This is a genomic window from Microvirga sp. Mcv34, from assembly GCF_024519725.1.
Taxonomy (GTDB): Bacteria; Pseudomonadota; Alphaproteobacteria; order Rhizobiales; family Beijerinckiaceae; genus Microvirga.
This window is the reverse complement of record NZ_JALJRK010000038.1, coordinates 24,130-36,836: the sequence shown is the minus strand read 5'-3', so window position 1 is coordinate 36,836 and position 12,707 is coordinate 24,130. Positions and strand designations below refer to the sequence as shown.

Sequence of the window (12,707 nt, the reverse complement as noted above, 5' to 3'; positions counted from 1 at the left end):
TGAATATCCTGAAGCCGGACCATCCGCTGCTCAATGCGCCAAACAGGATCGAGCTGCGCGATTGGCAGGGCTGGGACAAGGAACGGGGGCTCTACTTCGCGGCCGATTGCGATCCGGCCTACGAAGAGCTTCTGTCCCTCAACGATCCGGGCGAAAGCCCGCTCAAGGGTTCGCTGGTTTCGGCCCGTATCGGCCAGGGGCGACACACCCATGTGGCGCTCGTGCTGCATCATCAGCTGGACAAGCTCGTTCCCGGGGCCTTCCGCCTCCTGGCGAACCTCGTCCAGCCCGCCTGACCGGACATGCCAGCCGGGCCGGACAGCCAATCGGGCGCGCCTCCTGTTCCCCTCTGGGTCAGCGCAGGATGGCTGCTGCTCGACATGGCCCTGGTCACCACCATGCAGGCCCTGGTCAAGGCCGAGGGCGAGACCTACCCGGCGATCCAGCTGGTCTTCCTGCGGTCGCTGGTCGGATTCATCTCGGTGGCGCCGCTGGTCTGGCGCCACCGCCGGAAGCTGGCGGACCTGTCGAACATTCGCGGCCATCTCACGCGCGTGGCCTTCAACTCGGCGGCCCTGACCCTCAACTTCGCCGCCTTCGCGGCGCTGCCCCTGGCGCTCGTCACCGCCATCGGCTTCACCCGGCCGCTTCTGCTGCTGGTGATGGCCGCGATGATGCTGGGAGAGCGCGTGAGCGGCATCCGCTATGCATTCACGGCCCTGGGCTTCATCGGCGTCATCATCATGGTGCAGCCGGATGCGATCCCGTGGAACATGGGATTGGTCGCGGCTTTCGGATCCGTGTTCTTCGGAACCCTCGCGGTCGTACAGACGCGGCGCCTTGCCGGCGAGAACACGGTCGTCCTGATGCTCTTCTACACGGTCGGCCTGACGCTCCTGACCTCCATCCCGGCCGCTCTCGCCTGGGTGCCGATCCCCTGGAGCGAGGCGCCCAGCATCATCCTCGTCGGCGTGCTGGCGCAGCTCGGCCAATATTGCTGGCTGCAGGCCTACCAGAAACAGGAGGCGCGCCTGCTCGCACCCATCGGTTACCTGTCGATCCTGTTCTCGGGATTCGCGGGCTGGCTCTATTTCGGCGAGATCCCGTCCCTGTCCCTCTGCATCGGCGCCGCCATCGTGGTTCTGACCACGGTGCTGGCGACCCCTGCGGAGCGCTGGCTGAAGGCCAGGAACAGGGCCTGAGCGAAAACCCATCACCGGTCCGATTTCGCGCAGAGCGGTAACGGTCTGTTAACGTCTCGGGCGCAGCCTCTTCATGTGCCGAAACGGCACGGTCGTTGTTTCCTCTGGAACTGGCCGTGAAAGGCGGCCTTCCTCGAGCGCCACAGGCAACTGGCGCTCTTTCTTTGATGAATGCTCCGTGCAACCATTGGACATGTCGGCGAAGATCGACATGGGCATCGTGCGGCTCTCCGGGGCCGCGTCGGACGGTGCGCCAGCCAAGAGAGGGAGCTGCGGATCAATCCCGGAATGGGGCACATTTCACGTCCGATGCTCTAGCGTCCATCAACCAGCATCGCGACGGTTTCGGAGCGACGGCTCGGACCGTCTCCGTGCATCTACCGAATCTCAAACGCGACAGAGGGGAATAGTCATGATTGTCCGTATCATCGCCGCCACGGCACTCCTGCTGACGGCCACGAGCGCCATGGCCGCGCCGGCAAAGCCGGCCTCGGCCGTCCTCATCACCAATGCCCGCGAGGTCGCCGTGACCGACTTCACCGTCGAGGCCGGCGGCAAGACCGTCAGGCTCGCGAAGCCGCTCGCGCCGAAGGCCAAGACCACGTTGAAGCTGCCGAAGATGTCCGGATGCACCGTGGCCGTCGCGGCGACATTCGAGGATGAATCGACCGCCGACCTGTCCGAGTTCGACGTGTGCAAGGACAAGAATGTCCGCTTCACGGACTGAGCGCCGACCGGCGAACGGCATCGTGCGGACGCGACTTGCGCGCCGGCACGATGCGCTCTTAGAGAGCCCGGTGCGTCCGATGTCGACGCCTTGATTTGGAGCCATCGCGTTGCGATGGTTCCGGCGTCATGATTCAGAAAGCGCCTTCCGTTTACCTCGTTCTCTTCACTCTTGCATTGCTCTGTTCAAGCCCGGAAGCCCGGGCACAGGCCGAGCCCGGCGGAGACCCGCAAGGATTGTCTCCTGTCAGCACCTCTTCCGTTTACGGACCGGGCGGCGTCTACGCGAAGATTCCGGCCAGGGACGACCTCGGACGGGATCAGCTCGTCATGTTTCGCGCGTGGAACCCGGATCCCGTCGGATCCCATGAGGCGAATCTCAGCGCTCTCAATCCCGCCCTCGCGAGCGTGGTCCGGAAGGCGCAGGACGAAAGGCCGGACCAGCGCTTCGTCATCGGCTCGGGCAAACGGGACGGGAGGCTCCAACGGATGGCCGTGGCCTGGGGCTGGTCCCGGACGCAGGACAGCATGCATCGCTCGGGCAACGCCGTCGATCTATGGCCGCTCGACCGCGACGGGAGGGTGATCTTCGACCGGGCGGCCCAGAACCGGATCGCCGATGCGATGAAGCGAGCCGCCATGGAGCTGGGCGTGCCGCTGCGCTGGGGAGGCCATTTCCAGAGCTTCAAGAACGCCGACCGGTCGCATTTCGAGCTCGCCTTGCCGTGACGGAGCTCCTCAGATCAGCCGCTTGAACGCATCCGTGAAGAAATAGGGGCCGAAGCTCCACAGGCCGGCCCATAGCAATCCACCGAGGGCATTCGCCACGACGAAATGGGTCCAGGGCATTCCGGCCGATCCGGCGATGAGCCCGTTGAGCTGCCGGAGCACGACGATGAAGCGCGCCGTGAGGACCATGAAGAAGCCCTTGGTCTCCACCGTCTTTTCGAGCCGGGACAGGCGGTCCGGCGTGAGCTTCACCACGGACCCGTACCTGTTCAGGAGGCGCCGTCCCCCGATCCGGCCGATCAGGTAGCCGGTGCTGTCGCCGAGCACGGCCCCGATCCACGCGGCCAGGAAGACGTGGCCGATCGCGAGATCGCCGCGGACGGCGAGGAGGGACGCGGCGATCAGGGCGCTCTCGCCGGGCAGGGGAGCCCCGAACGATTCGAAGTAGAGGATAACGAGCAGGGCCAGAACCCCATAGGTGACGATGGCGGGCTCGATCCAGGCCAGCCCTTGGTGGAGAAGATTCATCGAGAGGCCCTGAATTCCTTGGGAAAGCCCCGACACGCCCGTGCCGCACTTCCTGTGGGTGCGTCACAAACGTCTGGGCCCCGGATCTTCACAACGGTGTCATATTGCCTATAGTCTAATCCAACGGGATACGACGCTTCTCTTAAGTTGAAGAGGAGGTGAGGTGACGATACACGTCCAGCCTGTTGTGCGACCGGAGGCCTGCCCGGCCCTCGTTCTCAATGCCGATTACCGGCCTTTGAGTTACTACCCCTTGTCCATCTGGTGTTGGCAGGATGCGATCAAGGCAGTGTTCCTGGACAGGGTTAACATCGTGTCGGAATACGACAAGGTCGTGCGAAGTCCGACCTTCGAGATCCGCCTGCCCTCGGTCATTTCGCTCAAAACCTACGTCAAACCGTCACGACACCCGGCCTTCACCCGCTTCAACGTCTTCCTGCGCGACCGTTTCAGCTGCCAATATTGCGGTGACCGCGAGGACCTTACCTTCGATCACGTGATCCCCCGGTCCAAGGGCGGGCAGACCACTTGGGAAAACGTCGTCGCCGCCTGCGCGCCCTGCAACCTCAGGAAAGGGGACAAGCTGCCCCGCGAGGTGGAAATGTGGCCCCGGCAGAGCCCCTTCGCCCCCACGGTCCACGATCTCCACTCCAACGGCCGCCTCTTCCCGCCTAACTATCTCCACGACAGCTGGATGGATTATCTCTACTGGGACAGCGAGCTGGAGCCGTAACCTCCATGATGCCCGTTCGGGCCTGAACCGTCAGGTCAGGCGCCCGCGAGCCGCGACGGGCAGTTCGCCGACGATTCTGTCGCCACGCACGGTGACCAGCCTGTCCACCATGTTGACCACCACGCAGACATGGTTCGGCACGATGCGCACCACATCGCCGATGCCGGGGCGGTCGTTGCAGGCGGAGAGATCGAGGAAGCCGTGCTCCTCGGCGAAGCGGGCGATCTTGGCCTGCGGATGCTCCAGGATGAAGCCGTGCCCCTCCAGCCCGCCCGTGTCGCTCGTGAGGGTCTTCGAGCCGGAATCGACGATGCCGCGCTCGGGACCGGCGCGGCTCACCACGGTCGCATAGACCGTGAGGGCGCAATCCTCCAGCTGGGCGACGCCGGCGGCCAGCATCATCCGATCGTTGAACACGGAGGTACCGGCCCGGTGCTCGGTGACGCCCTTGATCCTGCCCAGGTTGACCAGGTTGGGCGTGCCGCCCGAGGAGACCATGCGCGGCTTGAGGCCGAGCTCCCGCACGCCGGCCGTGGCCGCATCGAGGAAGGCCTGCGTCTCGGCCATGGCGTTCTCCGGCGGATATAGCATGAAACCGGCAAACGAGAGCCCGGGGCGGGAGGCGATGTCTTTAGCGAGCGCCACCGCCTCCGCAACCGTCTCGACTCCGGCCCGCTTGCGGCCCGTGTCGCATTCCACGACCACGTCGAGATCGCGCCCGGCGAGGGCAGCCGCCTGCGGCAGGCCCGCCACGACGACCGGATTGTCGGCCGCCACGGTGACCTTTGCCCGGGACAGCAGCCGGCCGAGCCGGTTCAGCTTCTCCTCGCCCAGGATGTTGTAGGAGATCAGGATGTCGTCATGGCCGCTCTCGGCCATGATCTCGGCCTCGCCGAGCTTCTGGCAGGTGATTCCGCGGGCGCCGGCATCGCGCTGCATGGTGGCGATGACCGGGCTCTTGTGCGTCTTGATATGCGGGCGGTTGGCCACGCCCGCCGCATCGCACAGGGCCTGGACCCGAGCGATGTTGCGCTCCACCACGTCGAGGTCGATCACCACGGCGGGCGTCCCGAACTGCCGCGCGACTTCTTCCTTCAGGGCCTGGATGCTCATGACATGTCTCCGACGTTGCAGGCAGGGCTCAGCCGCCGATGCGGAAGCCCTTGCGGGCGGCGGTGCTGGCCGCGAAGGCGGCCAATCCTAAGGAAATCAGCACGTTCCATCCCGCCAGCGACAGCCCGAGGAAGCGCCAGGCCGCCTGGGTGCAGCTGACGACCCGGGTGTTCTGCAGCTGGCTCATGAAGTCGCCCATGTTACCCGCGGCGGCGCCCGATCCGCCGCCGCAATCGCTGGGGCCGATGAAGAAGCCCCATTCGACGCCGGCATGATAGGCCCCGAGCCCCACGCTGACGACGAAGACCAGGGCCAGGAGCCAGAGCCCGGCACGGGCATAGCGGGGCGGCAGGAGCGCGGCCACGAGGCCTAGCGGAATGGCGATGTAATAGGGATTGCGCTGCATCAGGCAGAGCTTGCATGGGACGTAGCCGAAGACATGCTCGAAGACGAGCGCTCCGCCGACGGTGGCCGCCGCTCCCAGGGCCACGGCCAGCGCGACGTGCCGCATGGTGAGGTTGATCCGCATCGGATCCTCCCTCTAGAAAAGGTAGCGGAAGGCGACGAAGCCGCCGACGAAGGCCACGATGGCCAGGGCCGCCACCAGGTTGAAATGGTTGTCGATGATCGATTTGATCTTGGGCCCGAACTTGCTCATCAGGAGGGCGACGATGAAGAAGCGGGCGCCGCGGGTCAGGATCGACAGCAGGATGAACCAGCCCAGGTGATAGCCCGCAAAGCCCGACGTGATGGTCACGAGCTTGTAGGGAATGGGCGTCAGGCCTTTCAGCAGGATCACCCAATGGCCGTATTCCGCATAGGCGTGCCGGAACGTCTCGGCGCCTTCGGTGAGGCCGTAGAGCTGGAACAGCCAGGCCCCGATCGAGTCGTAGAGCCCCAACCCGATGAAGTATCCCAGGATGCCCCCCACGACGGACGCGACCGTGCAGATCAGGGCGTAGGACCAGGCCTTGTCGGGCCGCGCCAGCATCATGGGCACGAGCATCACGTCCGGCGGGACCGGAAAGAACGAGCTTTCCGAGAAGGACACCAGGGCGAGCGCATAAGGGGCCGAAGGTCGTGCCGCGAGGGACAGGGTCCAGTCGTAAAGTCGTCTCAGCATGGGATTCCGACAGGTTCAGATCCGGATTGGGCCTTGGGCCCCGCGCCTCTTTGAGCACAAGGCGCCCGGAATTGCGAGGGTTAAGCCTTGCGACTTCCCTTCACATCTCGCGCATTGACCAACCTTCGCCGCCCATGGTACGTCGCGGGTCCTTGCCCCTGTGGCGGAATTGGTAGACGCGCTCGACTCAAAATCGAGTTCCGCAAGGAGTGCTGGTTCGATCCCGGCCAGGGGCACCATTCCGGTTTTTCAGACGCCTTGAACCCCGATCAGCCGGGTTCCTGACCGCAGATCATAAGCGCTTTGTGTCCGAGCACGAGCCGTCACGGCTATGGCTCGTCCTCCACGACGGGTTGATCGGTGGTGTCCGGGGCTGTTTCCTCGTCCGGGTTCTGATGGACTTTCGGATGCACTTTCCCATGCTGCGGGGCATCCTGTCCGGGTTCACCTGCCACGTCGACATGCACTTCGTCGACAGCGGGTTCGTCGGGAGATGTTCGGTCCCGGGGTCTGACATCCTCAGGTTTTCTCGCCATGGGAGAACCCTCCGAGCTTCATGAAGGACGGGCCGATCGCGGTCGGCCATGGTTCTCGACGCCTCTCGCGAAGGCGCCCTAAAGCCAACAAACAGAGCTTGCGCGCGTTCCGGATCGCCGCCGCCCATGCTTTCGGGTTACCCCCTCTTCCGGCTTGCGGAGCACATTTCCTTTCTAGCAAATGGCCGAGGCCGAAGAGGGATGCGGATTTCTAATATCGGGGCGGCGCGAAACGGCGTCATGGGGGGATTTTCGGCAGACATCGTTGATTGTCTTCAAAGCCGCGAGGAGGGGCTTGTGATGGAAGCCGAAATCGAATTCGTTGCGCGTGCTCTCTATGATGCCGAGGATGATGCCCGAACCTGGGATTGCGAGCCCGACATCATCAAGGAAGAGTTTCGTCTTTACGCTCGCGCGGCGCTGGAGCTGTTGGCGGAGCATCGCAAGCCCAAGATTCGCGGCGCACAGATCTTTGTCGTTCCCTACGCCGCCTGATAGGCGTGCCCATCAGCCGCTCGCAGCATCGCGACAACCGGCTTCACACCCGAAAGCTCCAACAAGCCGAAGCCCGCAGCCTTGCGACCGCGGGCTTGGTTCTATCCGGATGGTTTCAGGTCACTGCAATCCGATCAGCCCCGGTGCTCGATGACCGTCACGATCCGCCGGGTGCGCGGCTCGACGATCACGACCTGATCCTTCACGACCACGTATTTACACTCGGGAAGGCCGGTCAGGATGCGCTCGACATTGTCCGGGCAGTCGTAAAGGGTCGTCACGGAAGTCGGAATGGTCGAGCCGACGCTCACGCTGAAGTTCACGTTCGTGAGCGGCTGAACATGTACGCTGCTGAACGATTGCGAGAGCTGCGTGCGCTGCTCGGACGTCACGTTGACATGCGTGGACTGGGACGAGGACGTGCTGCCGGTCGTGTTATGGGCGGCGCCGCCCGTCTGGCCGGCGGCATTGCCGGTCGTGCTCTTGGTGCCGCTCGTTCCGCCCGAAGCGTTGCCGGAGGTTGTGCTGCGCGCACCGCCGGACGTGCTGTCGGCCGAGCTGCCGGATTTCTCGGAAGGAGCGCTCGTGCCGCTTGATGCGGAGCCCGAGGTCGTGCCGCTCGAGGTTCCGGATGCGGAACCGCCTGCGCTGCCGCCCGACGAGCCGCTGGGCGTCATGATCGTCGAACCACCCGAGGCGCCGCCTGAGGTGCCGCCCGCCGCGCCACCGGACGCGCCGCCGCTCGTACCGCCGCTGGTCTGGGCCATGGCTGCCACGCTCAAGGAAAGAGCCGCCGCCGCAACCGTCGCCATCATCGTTGTACGCATCGAAGATCTCCTATGATCAGAAGGCTCGGACGAGCCCTCAGCATGGCGTAACAACGAGGTGTTTTCGGCCGTGTTCCGCTCTTTTTCAAAAGGTCACAATGCATACTTCTGCCATTCATCTTCATGAATGGAATGCACGGCGAAGTTCATCGTTCTGGCGGCTGGAGATAGACACGGATCGCCGAAGCTTGAGCTATGAAAATCCGAGTCTGGTTCAGGCGGATCAGGTCTGGTCGGAGGCCTGAAGGTTCTGCGACGAGAACGGCGCGAACGCTTCCACGACCTTCTCGTAGACCGGCCGCTTGAAGGGAATGATCAGTTCGGGGAGGCGGTGCATGGATTCCCAGCGCCATTCGTCGAATTCGGGCCTGTGGCCGCCACCGCCTGGCTGATGGATGTTGATCTCGCTCTCGTCGCCTTCGAAGCGAAAGGCAAACCACTTCTGGTTCTGCCCGCGATAACGTCCGCGCCAGGCCCGACCCGCCACCATGGACGGGAGATCGTAGGCATACCAATCGGGCGCTTCCGCCAGGAGGCTCACCGAGCTGACGCTGGTCTCCTCGTAAAGCTCGCGCAGGGCGGCCTGGTAGGGTTCCTCGCCGGGGTCGATGCCGCCCTGGGGCATCTGCCAGGAATAGCCGTCCGAGGCCGCATCGGATTCCGAACGGCGGCGGCCGATGAAAACCAGGCCATCCTTGTTGATCAGCATCACGCCGACACAGGAGCGGTAGGGCAGATCCTTTCTGGCCTGTGATCCTCTTGCGCTCCTCATACGACATTTACTCCTTCGATGGCGGAAACATCCGGCGGCCAGCCCCTGAAGAGGGCCGGCGCCGATGCATCGTTCCAATGCAAGCTAGAGCCTCGAACCCGAAAGGGGAATCCACTTTCGGAAGGGTTCATGGCTCAACCCTTATGCGGCTCAACGTCGGACGCGGAAAAGCGGATCCACTTTTCCCGGCGCGCCCTTCGGCATCCGCGGGATGCGCCGGGAGAGTGCCGGTTCGCCGGGCCTTTCACAAGCGTTTCCGCCTTTTTGCCGGCACATGAACGTGAAAAGGGCCTGACGGATCGCACCGTCAGGCCCTTTTGCATCCTTGTTTCTCGAACGAAAGAACGAGTGTCGATCAGTTCGGCGTCGTGGTCGTGTTGGCCGCGCCCTTGCGAACGCCGTGCAGCAGGTCGTAGGCAGCGGTCAGCTGCTTGTCCTTGGCCGGATCTGGCGGAACGTAGGCGGAGGACCCGCCGCGCTCTTCCTTCTCGCCGCCGTTCTGCAGGTGGCCGCGCAGGCCGGCCTCGCCCTTGGTCTCGTCTTTGCCCTTCAGCTCGTCGGGCACGTCCTGCAGCACCTCGATGTCCGGATCGATGCCCTTGGCCTGGATCGAGCGGCCGGACGGGGTGTAGTAGCGCGCCGTGGTCAGGCGCACGGCCCCGTTGCCGCCGAGCGGGATGATGGTCTGCACCGAGCCCTTGCCGAAGGAGCGGGTTCCGAGAACCGTCGCGCGCTTGTGGTCCTGCAGGGCGCCGGCCACGATTTCGGAAGCCGAGGCCGAACCGCCGTTCACGAGAACGACCAGGGGCTTGCCCTTGGTCAGGTCGCCCGCCTTGGCGCTGAAGCGCTGGGTGTCCTCGGCGTTGCGGCTGCGGGTCGAGACGATCTCGCCGCGCTCCAGGAAGGCGTCGGAGACCATGATGGCCTGGTCGAGCAGGCCGCCCGGGTTGTTGCGCAGGTCGATGACGAAGCCCGCCACCTTGTCGGCGCCGATGTCGCTCGTGAGCTTGTCGATGCCGGCGCGGAGGCCCTCGTAGGTCTGCTCGTTGAACTGGGTCACGCGCAGAACGCCGATGTCGCCCTCGACGCGGGCGCGCACCGGACGGACCTTGATGGTCTCGCGGGTCAGCTTCACCACCACCGGATCCTTGGCTTCCTTGCGCTGGATCTTGAGAGTGACCGACGAATTGACCGGGCCCCGCATCTTGTCGACGGCCTGGTTCAGGTTGAGACCCTGGACGGGCTCGTCGTTGATGTGGGTGATGATGTCGTTGGCCAGGATGCCGGCCCGGGAGGCGGGCGTCTCGTCGATCGGGGTCACGACCTTCACGAGGCCGTCTTCCATGGTGACCTCGATGCCGAGGCCGCCGAACTCGCCGCGGGTCTGCACCTGCATGTCGCGGAAGCTCTTGGCATCCATGTAGCTCGAATGCGGGTCGAGGGAGGTCAGCATGCCGTTGATGGCAGCCTCGACGAGCTTCGATTCTTCCGGCTTCTCGACGTAGTCGGTACGGACCTTCTCGAACACGTCACCGAAAAGGCTCAGCTGGCGGTACGTGTCAGCCGAGGCGGCGACAGCGCTCATGCCGGACAGGAGGCTCGTCTGCGACACCATGGTCGCGCCGCCTGCGCCGATCGCCGCACCGAGAATCAAAAGGGATAGTTTGCGCATTATCCGCGAACCTTTTCGCTTTGCGATTTTGTCCACCAGGGACCTGGGTCAATTGAACCGCCGTCTTTCCTGAACTCAACATAGAGGACGGGATTGTTCTTTTCTATGGCGGCGCCGATCAAACTCATGAGAGGAGCTTCTCCCATGGTCGCAACGGGTTCGCCTGCGAGCACGAACTGCCCAACATCGACGTTGATATGGTCCATACCGGCCAGAAGAATATAGTATCCCCCACCGGCATTGATGATCAAGAGTCGACCATAGGATCGGAACGGCCCGGCGAAGGACACCCATCCATCCGCGGGTGATACCACATTGGCCTTGGGCCGTGTCGTGATCGAAATGCCACGCGTCGTTCCGCCGTAGCCGTCGGGAGCTCCGAAATCGAGGGTGGTGTCGCCGCTGACGGGGCGGGGGAGCAGGCCCCGGGCCTCGGAGAACGGAATTTTCGGCGCGAGCCGGGCCGGATCCCGGAAGGCCAGCTGGGCGAATTTCTCCCGAGTCTCCCGCTCCTGCGCCTCGGCGGCCTTGCGGGCCTCCTCGGCGGCGCGCTGGGCCCCGGCGATTTCCGCCTCCATGCGGTCGATGAGTTCCTTGAGGGTCCCGGCCCGCTGGGCGAGCTCTTCGGCCTTCTGCCGCTCCGCGCCGGCATTGCGCTCGACTTCCGCGATGCGGCTCTGCCGGGCCTCCATGAGGGCGGCGAGGCGCTCCTGCTCCCGGGTAAGGGCTGCCAGTTCCCCGTTGAGGGTCGTCCGGTCCTTGGTGATGGCCTCCTTGAGGCGCACGAGCTCGGCGAGATCGCCGGCCAGGACCTCGGCCTCCTGGCGCAGTTCCGGCAGGACCGCGCCGAGCATGATCGAGGCGCGCACGGCCTCCAGCATGTCCTCGGGCCGGACCAGGACGGCCGGGGGAGGGCGGCGGCCCATGCGCTGGAGAGCCGCGAAGACTTCGATAATGACCCCGCGCCGGCTCTGGAGGGAGCGACGAATGGCCGCTTCGCTGGAGCCGAGGGTCTGGAGCCTCTGCTCCAGCTCGCGGATCCGGTCCTCGGTGCCGCGCACCCGCTCGGCCGTCTCGATCAGGGCTCCGTTGAGCTTGGCCCGGTCAGCCTTGATGGCGTTGATTTCGGCATCGAGGCGCTTGCGGGCCTCCGCATTGGCCGTGATGGCCTCTTCCAGGACCTTCAGGTCCTGCTCGCGCCTCGCCTTTTCCTCGGTGGAGCCGGGCGCGGCCTGTGCGGCAGGCGCAGCAGGAGGCTGCTGGGCCCCGGCGGGGCTCAGGCTTGCAGCAACCATCCATGCGCCAAAGCCCAGGGCTTTGGCGAGGGTTGTGGAAGAGAATAAGGTCTTGATGCGGGTCATCCGTCAGGAATCATCGTGGCCGGCGCGATGATAAGGGTGTCCGGCTATGATTGTCAGGGCTCTATAGAGCTGTTCGGCGACCAGCGCCCGCACGATCTGGTGCGGCATCGTGAGCGCCCCAAAGGAAACGACGAGGTCGGCGCGCTGGCGCAGGGCGGGGTCGAGCCCGTCCGGGCCGCCGATCACGCAGGCGACCCCGGAGCGGCCTTCGTCGCGCCATTGCCTGATCTTCTCGGAGAAAGCTTCGCTGGACGGGCTTTTGCCGCGCTCGTCGAAGACGATCAGCACCGACGAGCCGGCCTTGTCCAGAAGGGCGGCAGCCTCTTCCGCACGCCGGTCGTCCTCGCGGCGAGCCCGGCTCTCGGGCAGTTCGACCATGTCGAACCCCGCAAGCCCCAAGGCACGGCCCATGCCTTCGACCCGCTGCCTGTAGCGTTCGACGAGCTCCCTCTCGGGGCCGCTCTTGAGACGGCCCACGGCCAGCAAGCTCAGTCGCACGGTTCTTGCCTTGGGTTAGCTGACGCGATCCTGCGGGCGGTCGGCGCCCCACATCTTCTCGAGGTTGTAGAAACCACGGACCTCGGGACGGAACACGTGGATCAGCACGTCGCCGGCATCGATCAGCACCCAGTCGCAGGCAGGCAGTCCTTCGACGCGCGCGTTCCCGAACCCCTTGTCCTTGAGGTCCTTGATCACGCGTTCGGCGATCGCACCCACATGGCGATCGGAACGGCCCGATGTCACGATCATGGTGTCAGCAAGCGAGGTTTTTCCGGCCAGGTCGATCTCGACCGTGTTTTCGGCCTTCATGTCCTCGAGGGAGGCCAGGGCGACGGCCCGGATGTCCTCTTCATGCGGAGCGTTCGCTCCGGAGAGAGGAGGAAGCGGGT

16 protein-coding genes, 1 tRNA gene and 1 pseudogene are annotated in these 12,707 nt (G+C 64.8%); 7 read left to right on the top strand and 11 right to left on the bottom strand.

Features of this window, described 5'->3' with window-relative positions; genetic code table 11:
* The 4 genes and pseudogenes from OC446_RS18910 to OC446_RS18895 all read left to right on the top strand — a co-directional run.
* Nucleotides 1–296, top strand: a pseudogene (locus OC446_RS18910) (PIG-L family deacetylase); the annotation flags it as partial.
* Nucleotides 297–302: 6 nt separating this feature from the next.
* Nucleotides 303–1,202 carry a DMT family transporter gene (locus tag OC446_RS18905; protein ID WP_262030570.1) on the top strand — a complete coding sequence of 300 codons (900 nt, stop codon included), beginning with the start codon at nt 303–305 and terminating at the stop codon, nt 1,200–1,202.
* A gap of 412 nt (nt 1,203–1,614) precedes the next feature.
* On the top strand, nt 1,615–1,929 hold the full coding sequence (locus OC446_RS18900) for a hypothetical protein (protein WP_262030569.1): 315 nt from the start codon (nt 1,615–1,617) through the stop codon (nt 1,927–1,929).
* A 128-nt stretch (nt 1,930–2,057) separates the two neighbouring features.
* On the top strand, nt 2,058–2,657 hold the full coding sequence (locus OC446_RS18895; RefSeq protein WP_262030568.1) for a M15 family metallopeptidase: 600 nt from the start codon (nt 2,058–2,060) through the stop codon (nt 2,655–2,657).
* 9 nt (nt 2,658–2,666) lie between these two features.
* Here OC446_RS18895 and OC446_RS18890 read toward each other — a convergent pair whose 3' ends face one another.
* On the bottom strand, nt 2,667–3,164 hold the full coding sequence (locus OC446_RS18890) for a DedA family protein (protein WP_410055095.1): 498 nt from the start codon (nt 3,162–3,164) through the stop codon (nt 2,667–2,669).
* Between the two features lie 184 nt (nt 3,165–3,348).
* On the opposite strand from OC446_RS18890, the gene OC446_RS18885 reads away from it, so the two are divergent.
* Nucleotides 3,349–3,918 carry an HNH endonuclease gene (locus tag OC446_RS18885; RefSeq protein ID WP_162003246.1) on the top strand — a complete coding sequence of 190 codons (570 nt, stop codon included), beginning with the start codon at nt 3,349–3,351 and terminating at the stop codon, nt 3,916–3,918.
* 30 nt (nt 3,919–3,948) lie between these two features.
* Here the strand turns inward: OC446_RS18885 and OC446_RS18880 are convergent, their stop codons facing one another.
* The 3 genes from OC446_RS18880 to OC446_RS18870 are packed head-to-tail and all read right to left on the bottom strand — an operon-like array spanning nt 3,949 to nt 6,154.
* Nucleotides 3,949–5,031 carry a D-TA family PLP-dependent enzyme gene (locus tag OC446_RS18880; RefSeq protein WP_262030566.1) on the bottom strand — a complete coding sequence of 361 codons (1,083 nt, stop codon included), beginning with the start codon at nt 5,029–5,031 and terminating at the stop codon, nt 3,949–3,951.
* Between the two features lie 28 nt (nt 5,032–5,059).
* A complete protein-coding gene (locus OC446_RS18875; RefSeq protein WP_262030565.1) occupies nt 5,060–5,560 on the bottom strand; it encodes a disulfide bond formation protein B in 501 nt (166 codons plus the stop codon).
* Nucleotides 5,561–5,572: 12 nt separating this feature from the next.
* On the bottom strand, nt 5,573–6,154 hold the full coding sequence (locus tag OC446_RS18870; protein WP_262030564.1) for a YqaA family protein: 582 nt from the start codon (nt 6,152–6,154) through the stop codon (nt 5,573–5,575).
* A 154-nt stretch (nt 6,155–6,308) separates the two neighbouring features.
* On the opposite strand from OC446_RS18870, the gene OC446_RS18865 reads away from it, so the two are divergent.
* Nucleotides 6,309–6,393 (top strand) — tRNA-Leu (locus tag OC446_RS18865).
* A 90-nt stretch (nt 6,394–6,483) separates the two neighbouring features.
* On the opposite strand, the gene OC446_RS18860 is transcribed toward OC446_RS18865, so the two are convergent.
* Complete coding sequence (locus OC446_RS18860; protein ID WP_262030563.1) at nt 6,484–6,690, bottom strand: hypothetical protein; 207 nt, start codon at nt 6,688–6,690, stop codon at nt 6,484–6,486.
* Between the two features lie 300 nt (nt 6,691–6,990).
* Here OC446_RS18860 and OC446_RS18855 point away from each other — a divergent pair, with 300 nt between their 5' ends.
* Entirely contained in the window at nt 6,991–7,185 is a 195-nt protein-coding gene (locus OC446_RS18855) for a hypothetical protein (protein ID WP_262030562.1), read from the top strand.
* Nucleotides 7,186–7,319: 134 nt separating this feature from the next.
* Here the strand turns inward: OC446_RS18855 and OC446_RS18850 are convergent, their stop codons facing one another.
* The 6 genes from OC446_RS18850 to rsfS form a co-directional block, all read right to left on the bottom strand.
* Nucleotides 7,320–8,012 carry a DUF1236 domain-containing protein gene (locus tag OC446_RS18850; protein ID WP_262030561.1) on the bottom strand — a complete coding sequence of 231 codons (693 nt, stop codon included), beginning with the start codon at nt 8,010–8,012 and terminating at the stop codon, nt 7,320–7,322.
* Between the two features lie 223 nt (nt 8,013–8,235).
* On the bottom strand, nt 8,236–8,784 hold the full coding sequence (locus OC446_RS18845) for an RNA pyrophosphohydrolase (RefSeq protein WP_262030560.1): 549 nt from the start codon (nt 8,782–8,784) through the stop codon (nt 8,236–8,238).
* Between the two features lie 355 nt (nt 8,785–9,139).
* Nucleotides 9,140–10,456 (bottom strand): S41 family peptidase, encoded by a 1,317-nt coding sequence (locus OC446_RS18840; RefSeq protein ID WP_262030559.1) that lies wholly within the window; start codon nt 10,454–10,456, stop codon nt 9,140–9,142.
* The gene (locus tag OC446_RS18835; protein ID WP_262030558.1) at nt 10,456–11,817 is read right to left on the bottom strand and encodes a murein hydrolase activator EnvC family protein; all 1,362 of its coding nucleotides are present in this window, start codon (nt 11,815–11,817) and stop codon (nt 10,456–10,458) included. The genes OC446_RS18840 and OC446_RS18835 overlap by 1 nt, the downstream gene beginning before the upstream one ends.
* Before the next feature lie 3 nt (nt 11,818–11,820).
* A complete protein-coding gene (gene rlmH, locus OC446_RS18830; RefSeq protein ID WP_262030557.1) occupies nt 11,821–12,315 on the bottom strand; it encodes a 23S rRNA (pseudouridine(1915)-N(3))-methyltransferase RlmH in 495 nt (164 codons plus the stop codon).
* Nucleotides 12,316–12,330: 15 nt separating this feature from the next.
* A complete protein-coding gene (gene rsfS, locus OC446_RS18825) occupies nt 12,331–12,660 on the bottom strand; it encodes a ribosome silencing factor (protein WP_262030571.1) in 330 nt (109 codons plus the stop codon).
* Nucleotides 12,661–12,707: the final 47 nt, after the last annotated feature.

What these genes read in the sequence shown, in the direction of transcription:
- OC446_RS18880 (WP_262030566.1), bottom strand. Translation starts at nt 5,031, where the DNA reads ATGAGCATCCAGGCCCTGAAGGAAGAAGTCGCGCGGCAGTTCGGGACG.
- OC446_RS18850 (WP_262030561.1), bottom strand. Translation starts at nt 8,012, where the DNA reads ATGCGTACAACGATGATGGCGACGGTTGCGGCGGCGGCTCTTTCCTTG.
- OC446_RS18840 (WP_262030559.1), bottom strand. Translation starts at nt 10,456, where the DNA reads ATGCGCAAACTATCCCTTTTGATTCTCGGTGCGGCGATCGGCGCAGGC.
- OC446_RS18870 (WP_262030564.1), bottom strand. Translation starts at nt 6,154, where the DNA reads ATGCTGAGACGACTTTACGACTGGACCCTGTCCCTCGCGGCACGACCT.
- OC446_RS18835 (WP_262030558.1), bottom strand. Translation starts at nt 11,817, where the DNA reads ATGACCCGCATCAAGACCTTATTCTCTTCCACAACCCTCGCCAAAGCC.
- OC446_RS18905 (WP_262030570.1), top strand. Translation starts at nt 303, where the DNA reads ATGCCAGCCGGGCCGGACAGCCAATCGGGCGCGCCTCCTGTTCCCCTC.
- OC446_RS18845 (WP_262030560.1), bottom strand. Translation starts at nt 8,784, where the DNA reads ATGAGGAGCGCAAGAGGATCACAGGCCAGAAAGGATCTGCCCTACCGC.
- OC446_RS18860 (WP_262030563.1), bottom strand. Translation starts at nt 6,690, where the DNA reads ATGGCGAGAAAACCTGAGGATGTCAGACCCCGGGACCGAACATCTCCC.
- OC446_RS18900 (WP_262030569.1), top strand. Translation starts at nt 1,615, where the DNA reads ATGATTGTCCGTATCATCGCCGCCACGGCACTCCTGCTGACGGCCACG.
- OC446_RS18895 (WP_262030568.1), top strand. Translation starts at nt 2,058, where the DNA reads ATGATTCAGAAAGCGCCTTCCGTTTACCTCGTTCTCTTCACTCTTGCA.
- OC446_RS18855 (WP_262030562.1), top strand. Translation starts at nt 6,991, where the DNA reads ATGGAAGCCGAAATCGAATTCGTTGCGCGTGCTCTCTATGATGCCGAG.
- OC446_RS18875 (WP_262030565.1), bottom strand. Translation starts at nt 5,560, where the DNA reads ATGCGGATCAACCTCACCATGCGGCACGTCGCGCTGGCCGTGGCCCTG.